This window comes from Streptomyces sp. NPDC059895, from assembly GCF_042731035.1.
Taxonomy (GTDB): domain Bacteria; phylum Actinomycetota; class Actinomycetes; order Streptomycetales; family Streptomycetaceae; genus Streptomyces.
Window position 1 is genome coordinate 94157 of sequence record NZ_JBHWKO010000024.1, and the last position, 21363, is coordinate 115519.

At 71.9% G+C, this 21363-nt stretch carries 16 protein-coding genes and 2 pseudogenes; all 18 read right to left on the reverse strand.

What is annotated here, in order from left to right; genetic code table 11:
- Positions 1 to 17: 17 nt before the first annotated feature.
- The gene (locus ACFV9M_RS25550; protein ID WP_385066104.1) at positions 18 to 206 is read right to left on the reverse strand and encodes a hypothetical protein; all 189 of its coding nucleotides are present in this window, start codon (positions 204 to 206) and stop codon (positions 18 to 20) included.
- Positions 202 to 1507, reverse strand: a pseudogene (locus ACFV9M_RS25555) (AAA family ATPase); the annotation flags it as partial. The gene ACFV9M_RS25550 and the pseudogene ACFV9M_RS25555, both read right to left, overlap by 5 nt.
- An 89-nt stretch (positions 1508 to 1596) precedes the next feature.
- Positions 1597 to 2451, reverse strand: coding sequence for an alpha/beta fold hydrolase (locus ACFV9M_RS25560; protein WP_385066049.1), 855 nt, complete (start codon positions 2449 to 2451; stop codon positions 1597 to 1599).
- Positions 2452 to 2524: 73 nt separating this feature from the next.
- Positions 2525 to 3337 (reverse strand): enoyl-CoA-hydratase DpgD, encoded by an 813-nt coding sequence (dpgD, locus tag ACFV9M_RS25565; RefSeq protein WP_385066052.1) that lies wholly within the window; start codon positions 3335 to 3337, stop codon positions 2525 to 2527.
- Positions 3334 to 4650 carry a (3,5-dihydroxyphenyl)acetyl-CoA 1,2-dioxygenase DpgC gene (gene dpgC / locus ACFV9M_RS25570; RefSeq protein ID WP_385066054.1) on the reverse strand — a complete coding sequence of 439 codons (1317 nt, stop codon included), beginning with the start codon at positions 4648 to 4650 and terminating at the stop codon, positions 3334 to 3336. The genes dpgD and dpgC overlap by 4 nt, the downstream gene beginning before the upstream one ends.
- Before the next feature lie 49 nt (positions 4651 to 4699).
- Positions 4700 to 5362, reverse strand: coding sequence for an enoyl-CoA-hydratase DpgB (gene dpgB, locus ACFV9M_RS25575; RefSeq protein WP_385066057.1), 663 nt, complete (start codon positions 5360 to 5362; stop codon positions 4700 to 4702).
- A 26-nt stretch (positions 5363 to 5388) separates the two neighbouring features.
- Positions 5389 to 6510 (reverse strand): 3,5-dihydroxyphenylacetyl-CoA synthase DpgA, encoded by a 1122-nt coding sequence (dpgA, locus tag ACFV9M_RS25580; RefSeq protein ID WP_385066060.1) that lies wholly within the window; start codon positions 6508 to 6510, stop codon positions 5389 to 5391.
- Positions 6511 to 6598: 88 nt separating this feature from the next.
- Positions 6599 to 8395, reverse strand: coding sequence for an aminotransferase class I/II-fold pyridoxal phosphate-dependent enzyme (locus ACFV9M_RS25585; protein ID WP_385066106.1), 1797 nt, complete (start codon positions 8393 to 8395; stop codon positions 6599 to 6601).
- A 3-nt stretch (positions 8396 to 8398) separates the two neighbouring features.
- Positions 8399 to 8872 (reverse strand): annotated as a pseudogene (locus ACFV9M_RS25590) (alpha-hydroxy-acid oxidizing protein); the annotation flags it as partial.
- 118 nt (positions 8873 to 8990) lie between these two features.
- Entirely contained in the window at positions 8991 to 11783 is a 2793-nt protein-coding gene (locus tag ACFV9M_RS25595) for an AAA family ATPase (protein ID WP_385066063.1), read from the reverse strand.
- Between the two features lie 366 nt (positions 11784 to 12149).
- The gene (locus ACFV9M_RS25600; RefSeq protein WP_385066066.1) at positions 12150 to 13040 is read right to left on the reverse strand and encodes a streptomycin biosynthesis protein; all 891 of its coding nucleotides are present in this window, start codon (positions 13038 to 13040) and stop codon (positions 12150 to 12152) included.
- Positions 13041 to 13395: 355 nt separating this feature from the next.
- Positions 13396 to 14469 carry a streptomycin biosynthesis protein gene (locus ACFV9M_RS25605; RefSeq protein ID WP_385066069.1) on the reverse strand — a complete coding sequence of 358 codons (1074 nt, stop codon included), beginning with the start codon at positions 14467 to 14469 and terminating at the stop codon, positions 13396 to 13398.
- Between the two features lie 237 nt (positions 14470 to 14706).
- Complete coding sequence (locus tag ACFV9M_RS25610) at positions 14707 to 16881, reverse strand: ABC transporter ATP-binding protein (RefSeq protein WP_385066072.1); 2175 nt, start codon at positions 16879 to 16881, stop codon at positions 14707 to 14709.
- A 70-nt stretch (positions 16882 to 16951) separates the two neighbouring features.
- A complete protein-coding gene (locus ACFV9M_RS25615; RefSeq protein WP_385066075.1) occupies positions 16952 to 17176 on the reverse strand; it encodes an MbtH family protein in 225 nt (74 codons plus the stop codon).
- A gap of 313 nt (positions 17177 to 17489) precedes the next feature.
- Positions 17490 to 18608, reverse strand: coding sequence for an ABC transporter permease (locus ACFV9M_RS25620; RefSeq protein ID WP_385066109.1), 1119 nt, complete (start codon positions 18606 to 18608; stop codon positions 17490 to 17492).
- A 137-nt stretch (positions 18609 to 18745) separates the two neighbouring features.
- A complete protein-coding gene (locus tag ACFV9M_RS25625; protein ID WP_385066077.1) occupies positions 18746 to 19468 on the reverse strand; it encodes an ABC transporter ATP-binding protein in 723 nt (240 codons plus the stop codon).
- The gene (locus tag ACFV9M_RS25630; RefSeq protein WP_385066080.1) at positions 19465 to 20775 is read right to left on the reverse strand and encodes a peptidoglycan-binding protein; all 1311 of its coding nucleotides are present in this window, start codon (positions 20773 to 20775) and stop codon (positions 19465 to 19467) included. The genes ACFV9M_RS25625 and ACFV9M_RS25630 overlap by 4 nt, the downstream gene beginning before the upstream one ends.
- On the reverse strand, positions 20772 to 21353 hold the full coding sequence (locus ACFV9M_RS25635; protein WP_385066082.1) for a hypothetical protein: 582 nt from the start codon (positions 21351 to 21353) through the stop codon (positions 20772 to 20774). Before ACFV9M_RS25635 ends, ACFV9M_RS25630 begins: the two co-directional genes overlap by 4 nt.
- Positions 21354 to 21363 lie beyond the last annotated feature (10 nt).

Consider the following 21363-nt stretch of genomic DNA (forward strand, 5'->3'; position numbering starts at 1 on the left):
CGTCTTCGGGGTCCGGGCTACCGGTCGGGGCCGGGTGGCGGCCCGGGCAGGTCCTCCGCCAGCAGGGTCTGGAGTTCCGTCATGCCCGGGGCGTCCATCGCGGCCAGTCTCCGGGCCTGCCGGGTGGCCATCCGTTCGACGGTCTGCCGGGCCAGCCGCGCGTTGCCGAAGGACCGGTCGCGGGGCTGGGCCTCGAAGAACGTCAGCGGCGGCCGCGGCCTCGCCGACGTCCTCCGGCAGCAGCAGCGTCAGATCACGCTCCCCGGCCTCCGGGAGGGCGGCCGGCCGGGACGCCTGCCGGTCCACCATCTCCTCGAACACCTGCCGGGCACCCGGCCGTTGCCGAAGCTGGGGCCCCGGTGCATGTCCGCGAAGTGCGCGGCGAGCGAGTCCTTGGTGTCGGGGGCGAGTTCGTAGCGGTGCCGCTCGCACATGCTCTCCACGATGGTGACCAGTTCGTCGACGGTGTAGTTGACGAACTCGACGGTGCGGGCGAAGCGGGACGCCAGACCGGGGTTGACGGCGAGGACTCCATCTCCTTGGAGTAGCCGGCCGCGATCACCACCACGTCGTCGCGGTGGTCCTCCATGAGCTTGACCAGGGTGTCGACGGCTTCGCGGCCGAAGTCGGCCCCGGAGTTCTTGCTGTCGGAGGCGAGGGTGTAGGCCTCGTCGATGAACAGCACGCCGCCGAGGACCCGGTTGAAGGTCTCGGTGGTCTTGATCGCCGTACCGCCGACGACCTGGGCGACCAGGTCGGCCCGGGACACCTCGACGAGGTGGCCGGAGCGCAGGCTGCCGAGCTCGGCCAGGATGGAGCCGTAGAGACGGGCGACCGTGGTCTTGCCGGTGCCGAGGGCTCCCACGAAGATCAAGTGCCAGCTCGCCGGCGGGGCCGGCATGCCGAGGCTGGCCCGGCGCTGGGCCAGCCGGGTCAGGTTGACCAGGCCCTTGACCTGGTGCTTGACCGCGCCCAGTCCGACCAGGGCCGCCAGCTCCTCGACCGGGCCCTCCGGTTCGGCGGGTCCGGATCGGGCCGCCGCCGGGGACGCCGGGTGACCCGGGTCACCCGGGTCACCCGGGGCGGGCGGCGGCGCTCCGTCCCAGGCGTCCCGGGACCCGTTCGCCACGCTGGACAGCCGCTCCACCGTGAGCGCGCCGTCCCGGGCGGTGTGCCGCAGTCCGGCTCCCCGGTTGTCGCTGACCGTGCAGTCGAGGACGGAGACCTGCTCGGCGGTGTCGACGCGGATGCCGTCGGCCCGGCCGCTGGAGACCTCGCAGCCGCCCAGCGCGGCCCGTGCCCCGGCGGCGAGCAGCACGCCGTGCGAGCCGGAGGCGGTGATCCGGTTGCGGAGGGCGGCTGCCTCGCCGCCCTCCTCGACCCGGACGCCCTCCGCCGCGCTGCCGTCGACGACGGTGTCCCGGATGTCCGCCAGGCCGCCCGCCGCGACGAGGAGGCCGGGTCCGGCGGCGTCGGCCAGGGTGCTGTTGCCGAGGAGCGGGCGGCCGTCGTCGGCGACCCGCAGGGCCGCGCCGCCGGCCTTCCGGATCTCGCACTCCTTTCTCGGTTGTCTGACCTCCCGTCGGACACCAGGCCTCATGAAAGCGCGAGGTCAAGGAAGGCGGTGATCGTCTCGTTCACCGCGTCGGGGCGTTCCAGGTAGCCGTAGTGGCCGCAGCCGGGGATCTCGGTGTAGGCGGCTGCCGGGATGGCCTCGGCCAGTTCGCGGGAGAGGTGGGGGCGGACGACCAGGTCGTCCTGAAAGGCGATGACCAGGCAGGGGTGGGTGATCCGTCGGTAGTGAGGGAGGCGGTTCGGGACTACTTCCAGGCCGAGTTGGGCGCGGATCGTCGACGGGTCGGGGGCGGAGAGCTCCAGGATGCCGAGCCAGTCCCGCAGCTTGTCCTCGTCGTTGAGCGTGCGTGGTGAGAGGTTCTGCAGGGCGTGCCGGTACGCGGACACCGCGGGTGGGATCTTGACGCCGCTGTCGGCCAGCTCGATGTCGGCGGCCGACATCGCGGTGATCAGCGCGTCCGCCCGTCCGCAGCTGGCCATCAGCACGGCCCGCGTGACGAGTTCGGGGCGGGCGAGGAGGAGTTCCTGCGCGATGAGACCGCCCAGCGAGTGGCCCACGACGCGGCAGGGCCCCGCTCCCAGGTGCTCGATCAGGCCGGCCACGTCCGCGGCCATGTCGTCGAGGGTGAAGCCGCCGGAGGACGGGCCGGTCGGCGGGATTCCCCGGTTGTCGAGCGTGATCACCCGGTGGCCGGCCGCCCTGAGCGCCGGCACCTGGTGGGTCCGCCAGACCCGTCCCGGGCCGCCGGTGCCGGTGATCATCACGACAGGCTCCCGCGGACCGGCAGGGTCGTGGGCGCCGTATGCGTCGTGGTCGTCGTGGTCGTCGTAGTCGTCGTAGCTGAGATCTATTCCGTTGACGTGCGCTATCGGCATCGTCGTGTCCTTCCGCCGTCCCCTGCGAGGCGGCCGCGCCGTTGACGTCGAAGACGTGGGGGGACCGCCCACCTCACCGGCCGGACCACACCGGATCACGCTTCTCCGCGAAGGCCCGGGGGCCTTCCACCGCGTCCTGGCTGTGCATGCGCCGTTCCTCCCACACGTACCTGGTGGCGAACGCCTCCTCCAGCGGCTGGTCGAGCGAGCGCATCACGGCCTCCTTGATGGCCCGCACCGACAGGGGCGCGGCACGGACCAGGTCGTCCGTCCAGGCGGTGACCCGGCGGTCCAGGTCCCCTTCCTCCTCCCCGGCCACCTCGTTGACCAGGCCGAAGTGCAGCGCCGTCGGCGCGTCCATCCGGCGGCCGGTGAGCAGGTGTCCCATGGCGGTCTTCAGGGGCAGCTGGCGGGCGAGCCGGAAGGCGCCGCCCGCGCCCGGGATCAGTCCGAGCCGCGCCTCCGGCAGTGCGAACACCGCGTCGTGCGAGGCGATGACGAGATCGCAGGCGAGCGCCAGCTCGAAGCCGCCGCCGAGGGCGTAGCCGTTGACCCGCGCCACCACCGGTTTGGACAGGGTGAACCGCTCGGTGAGCCGGGGCCAGCCGGACTGGCCACGGCTACCGAACGTGGTCGGAGGGGTTCCCTCGGCATTGAGGCGGGCCCGTTCCCTGAGGTCCTGTCCGACGGAGAAGGCCCGGTCGCCCGCGCCCGTCAGGACCGCGACCCGTACGTCGTCGTCGGCCTCCACCTCGTCCCAGACCCCGGCGAGTTCCTCGTGCGTGCGCAGGTCCATCGCGTTCAGCACCTCGGGACGGTCGAGGGTGACGCGAGCGACGTAATCCTTCTTCTCGTACCGCACCCGGGCGCGGTCGTCGCTGCTCACGTGGACCTCGCCGCGAACCTGCCGACCTTGTGGATCACGTCCTCCCCGTACAGCCGCAGCGCCTGCTGGAGCGCGAACTCCGCCATGTACGCGCGAAACGCCTCGGCAGGCTCCTCGGCGAGGTTGAGCATCCGCCGGTTGGCCAGCACCGCCTCGCCGTCCAGGCGTTCCAGGCTCCGCTCGACGGCGGCGTCCAGCTCCTGCGGCTCCACGACCTCGTCGACCAGCAGTCGGGCCTGTGGCTCCGAGGCCCAGATCCGGCGGCCCTCCAGGATCACCTGGCGGGACAGCCGGGGCCCGACGTACCTGCTGAAGCGGAAGTTGGCGACCCCGGGAATGATCCCTTCCTTGGCGGCCGGGAGGCTGAGGTAGGCGTCGGACGCGGCGAGGACGTGGTCGAAGACGAGGAGCAGCTGGGCGCCGCCGCCTATCGCGAAGCCGTCGACCGCGGCGACCCACGGCTTCTCGGTGTACGGCGAGTGCCAGCGGTCCGGGTCCGCCGAGCCCTCCGCGCGCAGGCCCCGGACCAGCTTGTGCAGGTAGCCGAGTTCACGGCGCAGCAGGAAGTCGACCAGGGAGATGTCGCCGGAGCTCAGGTTCTTGAGGTTGATGCCCGCGCTGAACACCCGCCTGCCGCGGTAGCGGGGGTGGCTCATCTCCCCGCCCCGCAGCAGGCCGACCCGGACCCCCGGATCGAGGAGGGCCAGGTCGACGGCCGTCTCCATGTCGTCGACCTGCTGGTTGTCCTCGGCGTTGAGACGATCGTGCCGGCACATCGTCAGCCGGGCGACACCGTCGCGGCGTTCCAGCCGTACGGCCTCCATCTCCACCACGCCCGTGCTGAGGAACTCCGGCAGCAGCCGCAGCGCCCGGGCCGTCGGCCGGAGCATGGCGTCGAGGAGGTGCGGGCCGGCCGCGGGCGAGCGCAGGACGGCACGCAGGAAGATGCCCTGGTCGATCTCGTGGCCTTCCTTGTCGGCCTGCGGCCGGCTCCGCTCCCGCGCGAGCTGGTCGTCGGTCGGCACCAGGCCCGGGAAGGCGGTCGCCGCGGCCGCGACCAGTTCGTCGATCCGCAGGCCGCGGGTGCGCCCTTCGGTGAGCCGGTCGTAGACGGTGTCGGCGTGGGCGTCCAGGAACCGGGTGCGCAGGGCGCGGGCCCGGTTCTTCACCGCCTCGGCCAGGTCCCGTTCTCCTGGGGTGCGCCGTGTCGGGTCCGGCAGCGACGCGAGAGTCTTCTCCACGTGCTCGGCGGCCTCCGTCAGCGCCGACCACTCCTCGCGCGCGGTCTCCTGTTCCAGCGGGGCGGTCGTCATACCGCCGCCCCGCCTGGCGCGTCTTGGGGTCCATGGCTCGGCCTCGGCATCAGGCGGCCTCCTCGGCGGTACGCCGCAGAGCGCGGTCACAGGCCGCCAGGTGCGGGCCGAGGGCGTCCTCGAAGCTGGTCGCCGTCGCGTCGAAGAGCAGCTGGCGCCGTAGGGCGAGTTCCTTGCCGGACAGGCCCGCGCAGCGCTGGACGGCGGCGGCCGCCGCGGCTTCCGGTGCCTCGTCCAGCTCGTCGGCGATGCCCAGCATCAGCGCCTCGGGCGCCTGGATCGGGTGCCCGAACAGGACGGCACGGCGGGCACGCGCGGCGCCGGCCAGGCGGGCGAGCCGGAAGGCGGCCATGCCGGGCCAGGTGGCCTCCCCGTCGAAGGACAGGAGCAGCCGGGTGCCGCGCGTCGCGATCCGGATGTCGGCGGTGAGGAAGGCGTCGAGGGCCGCTCCCCCGGTGTCGCCGGTCGCGACCGCGGCGGTCACCGCGGGCAGCCGTTCGAGCCGGCGCAGCGTCCGCTCCCACTTGGTGACGACGGAGACGTCCAGCCCGTCGGCCCAGCCCGCCGCGGGTACGCCGGTGACGTGCAGCGTCACGGCCCCGCCCAGGTCCCCCCGGTCCTCCGCCTCGTCGCACAGGACGGTGAGGTCCCTGACGGTCCCGACCGATAGCGGCTGAGATCCGTCGATGGCCAGTGTCAGAACGTCACTCACGCCTCGCACCGCGCTCTCTCCTGTCTTCACCATTGGACCAGCGCCGTCTCGAGCGTCGATCCCGGTCCCATGGTCATGAGCACTCCGTAGTCGCCGGGCCGGGTCACCTGCTCGTCGAGGAGGCGTTCGTACGAGAAAAGGAACGATCCGCTCGACACGTTGCCGTAGTCCCGCAGGACGCCGACGGTGTGCCGCAGGTCGTGGCGGGTCAGTCCGAGGTTGACGACCACCGCGTCGATCACCTTCTTGCCGCCGGAATGCACGAGCCAGTGGCGGATGTCGCTCCTGCGCAGGCCCGTGTCGCCCAGCAGGCGGTCGACCACGATCTCGGCGTGGGCGCCGACGACGTAGGGGATCTGGGGATCGAGGTAGAAGCTGAACCGGTCCAGCTCGCGGTCCCAGTCGTAGCGCATCGCGCCGATCGCCTCGGGAATGATGCAGCTGGCGAACTTCAGGACGGTCGGGCCCTCGGCGGCACCGGACGCCGCGTCACCGGGGCCGGACATCAGGGCGATCGCTCCGGCACCGTCGCCGAAGAGGCTGTTGACGACCGCGGTCCGCATCGAGGAGTCCATCGCGTACGCCGCCGAGCAGGCCTCCGTGCAGAGCACGACGGCGAGTTCGCCGGGGTGGGCGGCGGACCAGCCAGCCACGACGTTCAGCGCGTTGAGCCCCGCGTTGCAGCCCATGCCGACGATGTCGCTGCGGCTGCAGTGCCGGTCGATGCCCAGCTCACGGATCATCAGGGCGCTCAGGCCGGGGGTGAGGAAGCCGGTGGACGACACGCAGCACAGGTGCCGCAGATCGGAGAGTTCGGCGCCGGCCCTCTTCAGGCAGGCGCGCAGCGCCTCGGCGCCCATCCCGACCGCCATGGCCTTGTGCTTGTCGAGCAGGTCGCCCTGCGGTTCGGGGGCGCGGACACCGTCGGCGTCCGGTTCCGGCAGGGTCAGATGGCGCCGGTCGATGGCGCTGTTGGCGAAGACGGACCGGATCTTCGGGTCGGTGATGGCGAAGGCGTCGAGCACCTCCTGCTGGGAGTAGGTGGTCTCCGACGCGGCGGTCCCCACCCCGACGATCCGGGGACGGTACGGCGTTTTCAGGGCGCCGTCACCGGTCAGGACCAAGGGCCGTTCCAGATTGATGGTCATCGAAAAGTCCACCCCCACATACGCGGCTTTGACCGCGGTCGTTGTGCAGTGCTGTTCCCGATCACTTGCTTCACCTTTCCCGGGGAATTCACGACGCCGGGGCCTGGGCTTCCATGAACCGTGCGAGCCGCGCGGTGCCCTCTTCGATATCGGCCGTCGTCAGATAGCTGGTGGAGAGGCGGAGGGCCTGATGGCCGCCGCCCTGCGGGTAGAAGTAGTTCATCGGCGTCCAGATGACGCCGAATTCCTGTGCCGACCGGGCGAGGGCCGCGTTGTCCGCCCGGAAGGGGACGTGGACCGTGAGGAAGAAACCTCCGGTGGGTTCGTTCCATCGCACGCCCAGGGCGGCGCGCCGGGCCGCGGGCAGCCGGGCGTCCAGAGCGCGCAGTGTGGTCCGCATGGCGTTGCCGTAGTAGGCGGCCGGTTCGGCGTTCAGTTCGGAGATCAGGCCGTCGGCGGCCAGCAGGGCGCCCGCCACGGCGGCCTGGCTCAGGGACGAGGTGTTGACCGTCACCATGCTCTTGATCTTGGCGAGTTCGGCGGCCAGGAGACCGGTGCGGCCCGAGTCGTCGGCCACCTGCTGGTCGGCGACGGCGAAGCCGACCCGGGCGCCCGGGAAGACCGTCTTGGCGAACGAGCCCAGGTGGACGACGCTGCGCGAACGGTCCATGGACTTGAGCGTCGGCAGCGGCGTGCCGGGGCTCACCCTGCGGTACGGGCTGTCCTCGATGAGGAGGATGCCGTGCCGCTCCGCCGTCTCCAGCAGCGCGGCGCGCGTCGGCGCGTCCATCGTGGTGCCCGACGGGTTGGAGTGGTCGGGGATCACGTAGAGGGCGCGGGGGCGCCGTCCGCGGGCCCGCTCCCGCAGGATCGCGGCCTCCAGACCGGCGCAGGAGAACCCGTCCTCCCGCTCCTCGACGGCCGTCACCGGCACGCCCAGCAGCCGTGCCACGCCCGTGATGCCGACGTAGCAGGGGCTCGCCGCGAGGAGCACGTCGTCGGGGCCGGCGGTGAGGGCCCGCACCACCAGCAGCATGGCCTCCTGCGCGCCGACCGTGATCACGATCGACTCGGCCGGGACGTCGATGCCCTCGTCCTTGCGCAGCGAGTCGGCGACGATCTCACGGATCTGGCCGGCGGTGGGGCCGTACTGGTACATGGCGGTACGGATGTCCTGCTCCGTGTGGCCCTGCGCGGCCAGGTGGTCCAGGTAGCGGCGGAGGTGGGCGAAGATCTGCTCGGTGTCGAAGAACCCGTCGTAGGGCCGCCCGGGCGCGAAGGAGATCGCGTCCGGATAGCGGTGGGTGACCTCGTTGAGGAAGGTCATCGTGTCCAGGACGGGATCGGAGAGGCTGGGGTGGAGGTCGTCCTTGCGCAGGGGGTGCCCGGCGGCGGCCGGGCGTGCGGGGGCCGGCGGCCGGCGTCCGGTACGGAGGCTGTCGGGGCGGGCCTCGGCGACCGAGGCGGTTCCGGTGAACGTCATCGCCTCCTCCAGTTCGCGCACGAGGGCGCCCAGCACTTCGGTGACGCCCGCCTCCCCGTCGACGAGCAGCCCGTCCAGCACCAGCCGTCCCACGAGGACCGCGTCCGCCCCCGAGGCGAGGGAGACCAGGACGTCGGCGCCCCGGCGGATGCCGCCGCCGAGCAGCACGGGCCGGTGCCCGCCCGCGACCGCGGCGAGGTCGGGCAGCGCGTCCAGCGAGTCGGTGACGAGGCCGTCGGCCCCGGCGTCGAACGCGCGGGAGGCGTCCGCGGCCGTGCGTACTCCCGCGACGAGCAGCGGCAGCGCGGACGTGGCGCGCAGCCGCTCCACGTCGGCCCAGTCCGCGAAGGAGCTGGTGGGGCGCGGGAGCTCGGCGCCGTCCTGGGGGCCCAGCGCGAGCAGGAGAGCGGCGAAACCGGCACTCTCCGCGTCGGCCACCGCCCGCTCGGCGTCGTCGCGGTCCCGGAAGGCGTACGTCCGCAGCCATCGCGGACCGTCACCGGAGAGCACCGGATTCCCGGGGTCGTGCGCATTCCTGGGGTCGTGCGCGTTCCCGGGGTCGTGCGAGGTGAACAGGTCGACCACGACGGGGAGTCCGGCCGCGTCGGCCGCCCGCAGCACGGCGGGCTCGGCCGCGGGCCGGGCGAGCCCGGCGAGCCGGCCGACGGCGACCGGCGCGGCCCAGGAACGGTCCAGGATCTTCGTGGCGGTGTCGGGCGGCCCGGGCCGGGTGGGCCGGCCCGGCCTCAGACCGGTCCGGTCGAAGGCCGCCCTGTTCTCCGCGGAGGCGCGTTCACCGGCTTCCAGGGATTCCGCCAGAACGCGATCCAGGCCTTTTCGCGCCAGCCGCGCATAGTCGTCGAGGCTCCGTCCGGCCATGGAATTCCTCCCGGCGGAATCGGTTTTGGAAAGTGGATTCGGCGCTCAGGATCACACGGTCGCAATCCTCACCACAACACTGTCCAACGGTCCGGAACCGCCACTTGGACGGGGAATTTCACGGTTCACCAGGAGGACATGAGACCTCGGAAAAACGTACGATCGACATCGGAAGATCCGCCCTGCCGCGCACCTTCAGTTTCCTATATATTTTGGTAAGGTGCTGTTCCACTGTGCTGACCGTGACGGAGAGCCGGTCGGCGATCTCACGGTTGGTGCGGCCGGAAGCGGCGAGGGCTCCGACCCGGCGTTCGGCTTCGGTGAGTTCGGCCAGCGCCGCGGGCACCGCGTCCGGATCGGCGTCGCCCGTCAGGACCTCGCCCCGGGCCGGCGGGGACGGAGTGCCCCCCAGCGCCGCCGGCGGGTGCGCGGGCCCGAGCGCGGGGGTCTGCCCCTCCGCCCGGCGCGCGGCTTCCTCGTCGGCGCGGGCACGGCCCAGCTCCAGACCGTCGCCGCAGGCGTCGAGGATGCGTACCGCCTCCTGGAGCAGCCGTAGCCGGTGCCGGGACGCGCCCACCGCGGCGAGATGGCGCAGCGCGATGCCGCGGGCCCGGCCGGGCCGCTCACCGAGCCGGGCGAGATGTTCCTCGATCCGCTCCCGGGCCCGCCGGTGATCGCCCATGGCGATGAGGGCGGCGGCCGCGTCATTGCGCCAGTCCACGAGTTCCGGGGAGTCGAGCTGCCACTTCGCCATCAGCTCCCCGCACGACTCGAAGTCCCGCAGGGCCGCGTGCGGCCGGCCCAGGGCGAGGCGGAAGCGGCCCAGGGCGTGGAGGTAGGGCAGCGCGAAGGGGGTGCCGAACATGACCATGGGCACCGGCAGGTCGAGGTAGGTCCTCGCCGTGTCGATGTCGCCGCTCTCGGTCGCCGCCCGGATCGCCAGGGCCAGCGGCAGACCGATCGCGATACCCCAGGCCTCGGGGCTGACCAGTCGCAGCGCGGTTCCGGCGGCCTCGCCCGCGTCGGTGACGTCGCCACGGCTCAGGGCCGCGGCCGCCCTGATCGTCTCCAGCAGCGCGCGCCCCATGGGGACACGCCGGTTGCGCGGCTCGTCCAGCAGCCGCTCCGACCAGAGCACCGCCTCGTCCAGCCGCTGGGCCCCGATCAGGAAGATCAGCGCCACGAGTGTGTCCGCGAGCGGGCTGGCGATGCCGGTGCCGCGCAGCAGTTGGTCGGTGGCCCTGCCCTTCTCCAGCTCGACGAGGTCGGCCGAGAGGGCGATGAAGGCACGCGGCGACATCGCGGCGAGATCCCCGGCCGAGAGGTCGGCCCCTGTCCGCGTACGCGTCGCCGGCTTGGCCCCGCGCCGCAGAACGGGGCAGCAGAAGGACAGCCACACACGGACGAGGGTGAGGTCCGAGCGGATGACGGCAGGGAGGTAGTCCACCGGGTCCCAGGAGTTCTCCGCGCCGGTCCCCTCCCGCGCCTCGATGATCCGCAACAGGTCGTCGGCCTGCGCGAACTCGCCCCGCCACACCTTCTGTTTCACCACGACCAGGGCGTCGGACCCGGTGAGCAGACCGGCGCGCACCATACGGCTGAGCTGCGGGAGGTACCGGTACGCCTTCGCGGGGTCGATGGGCCACTGGGCCTCGGCGAGGGCGGCGATCACCTCCGCCTCCTGCTTGTCGTCCGTGCAGATGCCGGAGGCGTGGCGCAGATAGTCGACGCCGGCGCCGATGTCTCCCGCGGCCAGGGCCTCGCGCGCGGCCTCCCGGAGGATGTCGGGCTGCCAGGCGGCCTGGGCCGAGTCGTGGGTGGCCAGCAGCTGTTCGGCCACCACCATGGCGGGAGCGCCGCTCTCGCGGAGCAGTTCGGCGGCCCGGGCCCGCATGGCGGGGAGATCCCTGCCGGGAATGTCCGCGAGGACGGTCAGCCGGGCGCGCTCGTGCCCGAACCACGATCCCGAGAACAGGCCGGCCGCGCGCAGGTCGGTGACGCTCCAGCGGACGGAGGTCGCGTCCTCCCCGATGAGGTCGCCGATCAGGGCCAGGGTGACCGACTCGCCGAGGACGGCGGCGGCGCGCGCGACGGCGAGCAGGGTCGGCTCACAGCGGTGGAGGCAGCGCAGAAAGGCGTTCCGGAAGGACTCGCGGGGCACCGGGGCGTCCCACCCTGACGCCCGGTCCGTCCCCTGCTCGGCGAGGTCCTCGATCAGGGCGTCCAGCAGCAGGGGGTTCCCGCCGCTCGTGCGGGCCCACTGCCCGACGGCCTCGGGCGCCACCGAACGCGTCGCCGGATGACCCCTCAGGTATCCGGCGACCCCGTCGACCGTGAGCGGACCGAGCCTGATCCGATGGCAGTAGGGCAGGTGCAGCGTCTCCGCGTGGAGCGTCGCGAGGGCCCGTTCATGGCTGGAGCTCTCGGTCAGGACGACCAGGACGGCCAGCGAATCGATACGCCTCACGAGATATCTGAGGCACTGCAGCGAGGCCTCGTCGGCGAAGTGCACGTCGTCGGCGTGCAGGACGAGCGGCCGCCGCTCGGCGAGTTCGGCGACGGCCCGGTAGACGCGCTGCATCAGCGCGCGCGGCACCCGTCCGCTCGCCTCCGCCGCCGCCGTCGCGACCTCCGCGACGGCCGACGGCCCGTCGGCCGGGCCCGCAGCACGTATCGCGGTCACCAGCTGGTCGATCAGCCCCAGCCTGTCGACGCTCTCGCTCGCGGAGCCGGTCACCGACAGGAAGACACCCCCCTGCCCCGCGATCCGCTCCGCGAACGCCTGGACCAAGGCTGTCTTGCCGCACCCCACGGGGCCGTTGGCGATGACCAGGGCACCCTTTCCGGCCACACATCCCCGGTAGAGCTCCCGCAGCAGACCGAGTTCTTCGTCCCTTTCACTGAGCTCCACAGGTACCCCCCGCACCTTCGCCGATCCGTCAGCGCAACTCAGTGGCGGCCAACGTGGCGCTATCGGCTCGCGACTTTTCAGGCAATTGAGGTCAGAGCAGCAGCGACTCTGACCTGCAACGACATCGCCAGGATAGCGTCTCGTTCACGCCGACACGGGCAGAGTTTCAGCCACTCGGCAGGGAACGGATGGGATGCCTTTCGGACATCGACACCCAGGAATTCAAGGAAACCTCAAAAGTAACGCGTAGCTCCTGCCGAAAAATGGTGGAACGATTCACGCCATATTGCCGACGGTGCACATGTACCAGGAAACCGTCGCGAAAGCGGCATCTTCCGCGACGGCCCCTCGTGCCGATGCGCCGGCTCAGCCGATCTGCGCGACGTCCTCCCTGACCCGCTCGGCGAACTCCGACCACAGGTCGGCGAACTGCCGGGCGAGGTCGGCCACGATGCCGCTGCAGTGCGGCGGGACGTTGTCGATGATCGCCTCCCACTCCTCCTTGCGTAACGTGTGCAGGGCGAGCAGGCGCAGCAGATTGCGGCCGGTCTCGGTGAAGCGCAGCGCCGGATCGGCCTTCAGACGCTTGATCAGCACGGCACGGTCCAGAGCCGGCGCGGCCTCCGGACGGGTCCGGGGGCCCGGCTGGGCGAGCCGCAGGGCTGCGAACTCCGCCCGGGCGGCGGGCTCCTCGCCGGGTTCGGCCTCCTTCTTCCGCCGGCGCTTGCGGGGCAGGGGATCCTCGCCGTCGCGCAGCCGATTGCGTACGTCCCGGGCGGTCTCCGGGGAGATGCCCGCCGCGCGGGCGACCTGCCGCAGCGAGAGGTCCGGGTTCTCGGCGAGCAGTTCACCGGCGAGGATGCGGCCGGTGCTGCCGTCGACCGGCCGGAGCCTGCCGTCCTGACCCAGCCTTCGCCCCTCCGGCCCCGCCCCCTGGACGGCCCGCTTGCGGATGTCGCCCACGGTCCCGGGGGCGATCCCGGTGACCGAGGCCACCCTCCGGTCCGACCACTGCGGATGGGAGACGATGATGCGCTCGGCGGCCCGCTTGCGGTCGGCGAGCGCCAGCGGCAGGCCGTGGGTGACATTGAGCTTCACCGCGAGGACGAAGGCCTCGGCCTCGTCCCCGTCGAAGAAGCGGGCCGCGATGGTGCTCTCGCCGCGCAGCCGGGCGGCCTTCAGCCGGTGGTAGCCGTCGATGACCCGCATCGTCGGCCGGTGCACCGTGATCGGCGGCAGCGGGTTCTGCGCTGCCACGAGTACCTGTATGTGTTCGGGTCTCTCTCCTGCCAGCCGCGGTGATCCGGACAGACTCAACGAGCCGATCTCGATCTCCACGACGGGTTGCTGACTTATGGCCCCCTCGGACTCCACCCCAGCTCCTCACATACCCCCGCTGATGCGAAAGGCGGTCGCCGTCCACGAAGAAGAATTTCTTGCCCGAGCATGCTTTTCGCGGAAAATTCACTGCCTGCCGCGAGAACGCGGGAGATGGCGATTCCAGCGACTTGTGCATATGCACGCTTCGGATGTGACCGAAATTAACAGTCCGACATCCGGGCCGAAACCCCTGTGGACTTCGCGGTCACGCCCCCCTACACCTAGGGGGCACTCAGCCGACGGAGGCCGCGCTGTCCCGCCTCAGCCGCGTCGCGAAGTCCGCCCACATGTCGGCGACCTGGACGGCGACATCGGCGACGACGCCGCTGCAGTGCGGCGGGACGTTGCCGGTGATCTCGTCCCACTCCTCCTCGCGGACCGCGTGGATCGCGAGGAGTCGCAGCAGGCTGCGGCCGGTTTCGGAGAAGCGCAGCGCCGGGTCGGCGGTCAGCCGCCTGACCAGGACGACACGGTCGGGCGCGGCGTGGGCGCGGGCCCGGGCGACGGGGCCGGCCAGCCGCAGGGCGGCGGTTTCGCCGCGCGGCGCCGGCACGGACTCACGGCCCGGCACGGACTCACGGCCCGACACGGACTCACGGCCCGGCACGGACTCACGGCCCGGCTCGGGTTCGGGGTCACGGTCACGGCGGCGCGAGCGGGGCAGCGGGTCCTCCCCGTTGCGCAGGCGGTTGCGCACGTCGCGCGCGGTCTCCGGGGAGATGCCGGCAGCGCGGGCTACCTGACGCAGCGACAGACCGGGTTCCTCGGTGAGCAGTTGGCCGGCGCGCAGGCGGCCGGCCGTGCCGTCGAGCGGGCGCATCCGGCCGTCCTGGCCGAGCCGGCGCTCGTCCGGGCCGGCCGCGCCGGAACCCAGACGGCGGCGGATCTCGCCGACGGTTCCGGGGGCGATGCCGGTGACGGAAGCCACTTTTCGGTCGGACCACTGGGGGTGCGAGATGATGATCCGTTCCGCGGCCCGCTGCCGGTCGGCCAGCCCGAGCGGCAGCCCGTGGGTGATGTTCAGCCGGACCGCGAGGACGAAGGCAGCCGACTCGTCGCCGTCGAAGAAGCGGGCGGCGATGGTGGTGTCCCCGCGCAGCCGGGCCGCGCGCAGCCGGTGGAAGCCGTCGATGACGCGCATCGTGGGACGGTGGACGGTGATCGGCGGCAGCGGGTTCGGTGCCGCCGCGAGTATCTCGATGTGCTCTTGCCTCTCGCCGGCCAGGCGTGGTGACCCGGCCAGACGTAAGGAGTCGATTTCCACTTCCATCACGGACTGCTGATCGATGGTTCCCCCGTGCTCCACCCCGTACTCCTCACCTGCCCACCGTCACGACGGGCGGCCGTTTCCGTTCTGCTTATTTCGTCACCTAGCGCCACACACACCATCCGACCTGGACAAGGCCGAACGTAACAGCCCCACAGGTTGTTCGAAACCCCTGCTGCCCGAGGAACGGCAGCGCGGCGTAGGGGGTTGACGGGACGACGAAGCGGTGCCCGCGGCCGCCGTGGGGGCGTCGCGGGCACCGCTCGCAAAGGGGAGTCAGCGGGTTCGTGGACCTCCCGGACCGCCGGGGCCACCCGGGCCACCCGGGTGGCCGGGGCCTCCCGGACCGCCGGGGCCGCCGGGGCCGCCGAAGACGACCGGTCCGGGGCCGCCCATCCCCGGGCCGCCGCGCATCCCCGGGCCCCCGGGACCGCCCGGACCACCGAAGACGACCGGCCCCGCGCCCGGGCCCCCGGGACCCCCGGGACCGCCCGGACCACCGAAGACGACCGGCCCCGCGCCCGGGCCCACCGGTTCCGGGATCCGCTGCTCCGGCAGGAGCTCGACATCGCCGTCGTCCTCGTTGCCGAGGGCCCGGCCGGCGAACTGCGTGCGGTACAGCTCGGCGTAGAGCCCGCCGAGCGCGAGCAGTTCGTCATGGGTGCCGCGCTCCACGATCCGCCCCTGGTCCAGGACGAGGATCTGGTCGGCGTCCCGGATGGTGGAGAGGCGGTGCGCGATGACGAGCGAGGTCCGGCCCGCGAGCGCGGTCTTGAGGGCCTGTTGCAGGGCGGCCTCGGACTCGGAGTCGAGATGCGCGGTCGCCTCGTCGAGCACGACCACCGGCGGGGCCTTGAGCAGCAGCCGGGCCATGGCGATGCGCTGCTTCTCGCCCCCGGAGAGCCGGTAGCCGCGGTCGCCGACCATGGTGTCCAGACCGTCGGGCAGCGAGGCGACGAGCCGCCAGATCTGCGCGGCCCGGCAGGCCGCGACCAGTTCCTCCTCGGTGGCGTCCGGGCGGGCGTAGAGCAGGTTCTCCCGGATGGTGGTGTGCAGCAGGTGCCCGTCCTGGGTGACCATCCCGACCGTGTCGCCCAGCGACTCCAGCGTCAGGTCGCGTACGTCGCGGCCGTCGATGAGGACGGTGCCCTCCTCCGAGTCGTACAACCGCGGCACCAGGTGGGTGACGGTGGTCTTGCCGGCCCCGGACGGGCCGACCAGCGCGGTGAGCTTGCCGGCCGGCACGGTGAAGCTGAGGTCGCGCAGCGCCCAGCTGTCGCCGCCGCGCTCGGGCGTCGGCGTGGCGAAGTCCTCCAGAGAGGCCAACGACACGTCGGTGGGTTTCGGGTGACGGAACGACACCCCGCGGAACTCGACGGCAGGCGCCGCGTCGCGGGCCGTGGCGGGCGGCAGCGCCACCGCGTCGGGCTTCTCGGTGACCAGCGGCTTGAGGTCGAGGATCTCGAAGAGCCGGTCGAAGCTGACGAGCGCCGTCATCGCGTCGGCCTGGGCGTTGGAGAGCTGGCCCACCGGTGCCATCAGCCGGGTGAGCAGCGTGGTGAGGGCCACCAGGGTGCCGATCCGGAAGGCGCCGTGGACGGAGAGCACCCCTCCGACGCCGTAGACCGCGGCGGTGGCGATCGAGCCGATGAACATGGTCGACAGGAAGAGCAGCTTCATGGAGACCGAGTTGCGGACGCCGATGTCGCGGCCGCGGGCGGCGAGCCGCGCATAGGCGGCGCTCTCCCGGTCCGGACGGCTGTAGAGCTTGGCGAGGAGCGCGCCGGCGACGTTGAACCGCTCGTGCATGAGCGAGCCCATCTCGGCGTTGACCTGCATGTGCCGGCGGGCCAGACCCTGCAGACGGCGGCCTATGAGGCGGCCGGGCAGGATGAAGAACGGGACCAGCACCAGCGAGACCAGGGTGATCGACCAAGACAGGTAGAACATCGTGGCCAGCACGAAGACGACGGTCAGTCCGGCGGACACCACGGTGGAGAGCATCTGGGTGACCGCCTGCTGGGCACCGATCACGTCGGTGTTCAGCCGGCTCACCAGGGCACCGGTCTGCGCGCGGGTGAAGAAGGCGAGCGACTGGCGCTGCACATGGTCGAAGACCTTCACGCGGAGGTCGTAGACCAGGCCCTCGCTGACCTTGGCGGAGAACCAGGTCTCCCCGAAGCCCACCAGGGCGGCCAGCACGGAGACCGCGGCGACCGCGACCGCGAGCCAGACCACGGTCCCGGTGTCGCCGGCCATGATGCCGTCGTCGATCAGGTACTTGAGCAGCAGGGGCGGGGCCACCGCGCAGACGGCGTTCAGCGTGGTGCAGACCACGAGGAAGCCGATGGAGCGGCGGTGCCCGCGGGTGTACGGGATGATCCTTTTCGTCGTTCCGGGCTTCGCCCGCTGTCTGTCGTTCGAGGAATCCGGCCCGTCGGATCGGACCATGACCGGGCCGGGCCCGCCCATCATTGCCACAGGTACTCCCAGGGTCGCGTCGCTGCGGTCGGGCGCGCCACTAGCGGGCCGCCTCGGTCTGCCTCATCGCGTCGATGAGGCTCTGCGGACGGAGATCAGTCCAGTTCTCCTCCACATAGGCGAGGCATTCCTTGCGGGTGGCCTCACCGAAAGCGAGCCGCCAGCCATTCGGAATCTCGGCGAATGCAGGCCACAACGAGTGCTGATTCTCCCTGTTTACAAGCACCAGAAAGGTCCCGTTTTCATCGTCGAACGGGTTCGCCATAGTCGCTCCCACGGATCGGATTCCTCGGCGGATGGAAAAACCTTAGCCGACCCATATGGGGCGAACAAGGTTCACCAATTCGACGAGCATTCCGAGGAACAATCCGTGGATGTGGATATAGGTATTGTTTTTCCGTCGGACCAGGTGAGAGTCGGCTCACCAGTGTCACGTGCCGGGCGCCGGCGCGACAGAGTCGTCCAACCGACCGACCCGAGCACTTGGACACCGGAGCGTCCGGGGTGCGGCGCCCCCGCCGGACGGGGGGGAACGGCGGGAGCGCCGCGGTCTGGATGTCAAGCCCGGCCGGTGCCGGCTAGTTGGTCGCGAGGGCCTCCGTCGGGGGCAGCCGGGCCGCCCGGACCGCGGGGTAGAAGCCGGCCAGTCCGCCGATGGCGAGGGTGGCGGCCAGGCCGCCGGCCATCGCCCACAGCGGCACCAGGGCAGCTATCCCCTGGTAGGTGGCGTAGCCGTCGGTCACGCCGATGCCCAGCAGCACGCCGCCCACACCGCCGAGGCCGGACAGCAGCAGCGCCTCGGCGAGGAACTGGATCCTGATCTGGCCCCGGGTGGCGCCGAGCGAGCGGCGCAGTCCGATCTCCGAGCGCCGTTCCAGCACCGAGATGACCATGGTGTTGGCGACCCCGACTCCGCCGACCAGCAGCGCGACCCCGCCCAGGCCCAGCAGCAGCCCGCTCAGCGTCTTGTCCGTGGCGTTCTTGGCGGCCAGCGCGTCGGAGGGACGGGAGACGTTGACCTCGTTGGGGTCCTCCGGGGAGACCGTCGGGCCCAGCACGCCGTGCACCTTCTCGACGTCCGCGTCCTTCGTCCGGGTGTAGACGGTCGTCGGATACCCGTCGAAGGACAGTTCCTCCTCCGCCACCGACCAGCCCACGAAGGCCTGTGTGTCAAGGACCGGCAGCAGCTGGTTGGGCGCCAGCAGACCCACCACGGTGAACCAGCGGTTGCCGAGCCACACCTGCACGTCCGGCCCCGCCTGGTGGATCCCGAGACTCCGCGCCGTCTCCGCGCCCAGCACCACGGCCGGATAGCGGCTGGTGGCGCCGTTGAGCCAGCGGCCGTCCACGATCTCCCCTCCGATGGAGCGGAGCAGGTCGGTGCGCGCCGCGCTGACCGTGAGGCCGCCGGACTCGACCGCCGGAATGTGGTCGTTGCGGTAGAGCTTCGCGTCCGTGGTGCCCGTCGCGGAGGCCGAGATCACCTCCGACCGGTTCGCGATCATCGCTACGGCGTCCTCGGACAGATGGGCCTTCGCGCCGGTCATGGTGGTGCCCGGGGCGACCGTGAGCAGATTGGTGCCGAGCGCGGCCAGCTTCTTGTTCAGGTCGTTCGTCGACGAGGTGGAGATGCCCACCACGCCGATCATCGCGGCGATGCCGATCGCGATGCCGAGCGCCGAGAGGAAGACCCGCATGGGCCGCGAGCGCAGGCCCCAGCCGCCCACCCGGGCCACGTCGGACAGGCTCAGCCGAGCCGCCCGGGGCCGCGGCGGCGGGGGCAGGTCGGCCCAGGGCCGCTGCCGTTCGGCCGGCCGCGCCGAATGCGTCGTACTCACCGCTCCACCCCCGTGTGCGCCAGGGCCCGGGGCTCCGGCGCCCCCGAGTCATGCTCGATACGGCCGTCCCGCACCCTGACCTCGCGCGGCAGGGACGCCGAGATGTCCCGGTCGTGGGTGATGACGACCACCGTCGTCCCGGCCTCGTGCAGCTCGTGGAGCAGCTCCATCACGACCGTGCCCGAGCGGGAGTCCAGCGCGCCGGTCGGCTCGTCGGCCAGCAGCAGCGGCGGATCGCCGACCACCGCGCGGGCGATCGCCACCCGCTGTTTCTCACCGCCGGACAGCTGCTGCGGCTCGTGCAGGAGCCGGTGCCCCAGGCCCACCCTGCGCAGCGCCACCTCGGCGACCCGGCGCCGCTCGCGGCGCGGCCGGCCGCTGTACAGCAGACCGTCCGCCACGCTGTCAAGGGCGGGCACTCCGGCGGCGAGGTGAAACTGCTGGAAGACGAAGCCGATGGTGCCGGCCCGCAGCGCCGACAGCTCGCGGTCGTTGAGGGAGGCCACGGCATGGCCGGCGATCGCCACCGTCCCTGCGGTGGGGCGGTCCAGCGTGCCCATGATGTTGAGCATGGTGGACTTGCCCGAGCCCGACGGGCCGACGACCGCGAGCAACTCGCCGCGATGGACCACCAGGTCCGTCTCGACCAGGGCGGCCACGTCCCCGTAGGACTTGCTGACCCCGGTCAGTTCGATCACCGGGTGGGCGGCGACGGTCACTTCGGGACCCCCACGACCGTGCCCTCGGTGACGCCGGTGCCGGAGACCTCGACCATGCCGTTGCCGAACATCCCGAGCTTCACCGTGCGGTACTCCGTCGTCGAGCCGGTCACCACCTCGACCGCGTAGCCGCCGCCGGGGAGCGCGAACAGGGCGCTGATCGGCACCGCCAGCACGTTCGGGCGCGTCTCGGACGCGAACTCGACGCTGACGGAGGCGGCCTGGTAGGCGCCGATCTTCTTGGCGTCCTTGACCTTCAGCTCGACCGGGACGGTGGCGTTCGAGGTACCCGAGCCCGAGGAGCCCGACGAGTTCCCGGAGGACGAGGAGCCCGAGCCCGAGGAGTCGCCCGACGTCGTCGGCGTGCCGATGTCCGTCACCGAGGCGGTCACCGTGGTGTTGTCGGGCAGCGTGACCGTCGTGTCCCCGCCCTTCTTCGCCAGGTCCGCGTACTGCACGGGCAGGTCGACGGAGATGACCCGGTCGGTGCCCGTCCAAGTGAGCACGTCCCCGGCGAGGGTGTCGCCGACGGCGAGCTCCGCCTTGGCGACCCGCCGCGCGCCGGAGGCCACCACCGCGTCGCCGACCTGCACCTCCCCGGTCTCCGAACGGCCGAGCTCGTCCTGCCACTTCTCCACGGCGGCCGCCGTGTCGGCGTTGTAGGTGCCGTCCACGGTGAAGCCGTCGTAGCCGAGCGCCCGGAGGTTCTTCTCCAGCATCTTGACGTCGCTCCCGCTGCTGCCCGACTTCAGCGTCCGGTACAGCGGCACCGAGCCGTACAGCAGCGGCACTGACTGCTGGTTGACCTTGTAGACCGGCTCCCCGCGGGTGACGGTGTCGCCGTCCGAGGGCATCCAGGTGACGATCCCGGAGGATGTCGCGCCGCCGCCCTGGGTGGATCCGCCGGACTGTGCCGAGCCGGACGCCGGGGCCTGGACGGCCGAGGTGTCGCCGTAGCCGAGCTGCCCGTCCACGGTCTGGGAGCTGGTCAGCGTCGTCCGCTTCACCTTCGTCGTGGCGGGCGGTCCGGACGGCGCGGACGCCTCGGCCTCGTGGCCGTCACCGCCGAACACGCCCGAGGCGGCGCCGATCGCGGCCACGGCGGCCACCACCGCGCACGCGGCGATCAGCGCGATGCGCCTTCCTCGGCGCCGCGGGCGGGTGCCCTCCGTCGGCGGCTGCTCCACGACGCCGTCGTTCCCGTCGAAGGAGGCGAGGGCCGCGGCCCGGGGTTCCAGTTCCCCGCCCGTGACGCCCACCGCGCTCTCGGGGTCCATCTCGACGGTCCCCTCCTCGCGACCTGTCACTGCCCCCCTCCCATGACCATCAGGCTGCCGCCGGGCCGGATGCTGTAGCAGGCCGACGTGGCCTTGGCGAAGTTGGGGTCGTCCTGCCCGGAGATGCCGGCCGCGTCGGCGTCGATGATGATCGTGCTGCCGTCGACCTCGGGGTCCTGGAAGTTGGGCATGCCGTTCTCACGGATGCACTTCGCCCATGCCGCGACCTTCGTCGCGTCGAAGTCACGGCTGTTGGCGGCGGCTCCGGTGTCGCCCTGCACCAGCAGCGACTGGCAGGCCGACTGGGCCGATTTGAAGGTCGGCGAGTTCTGGTCGACGTCCTCGGGAACCGTCAACTGGACCCTGCCCTGGCTGTCCTCCTCCGGGTCGGGGTAATTCGAGACGCCGTTCTCGCGCATGCACTGCGAGTAGGCCACACCCGAATTGGAGGAGTCGCTCGACGAATTCGACGTGGAGCCCTGGCCATTGTCGGACGCGTTGTCCGAGTCCGAGTCCGACGAGCAGCCGACGAGAATTGTGCCGGCCGTCAGCACGGAAAGAACCGCCAGGACCGGACCGGCCATACGCTTCTGAAGTTTGTTCGGCATACCACCAGTT

Bases quoted from the DNA above. Each gene is read 5' to 3' on its own strand.
- ACFV9M_RS25560 (WP_385066049.1), bottom strand. From the start codon at position 2,451: ATGCCGATAGCGCACGTCAACGGAATAGATCTCAGCTACGACGACTAC.
- dpgC (WP_385066054.1), bottom strand. From the start codon at position 4,650: ATGACGACCGCCCCGCTGGAACAGGAGACCGCGCGCGAGGAGTGGTCG.
- dpgA (WP_385066060.1), bottom strand. From the start codon at position 6,510: ATGACCATCAATCTGGAACGGCCCTTGGTCCTGACCGGTGACGGCGCC.
- ACFV9M_RS25610 (WP_385066072.1), bottom strand. From the start codon at position 16,881: ATGGTCCGATCCGACGGGCCGGATTCCTCGAACGACAGACAGCGGGCG.
- ACFV9M_RS25615 (WP_385066075.1), bottom strand. From the start codon at position 17,176: ATGGCGAACCCGTTCGACGATGAAAACGGGACCTTTCTGGTGCTTGTA.
- ACFV9M_RS25620 (WP_385066109.1), bottom strand. From the start codon at position 18,608: ATGCGGGTCTTCCTCTCGGCGCTCGGCATCGCGATCGGCATCGCCGCG.
- ACFV9M_RS25635 (WP_385066082.1), bottom strand. From the start codon at position 21,353: ATGCCGAACAAACTTCAGAAGCGTATGGCCGGTCCGGTCCTGGCGGTT.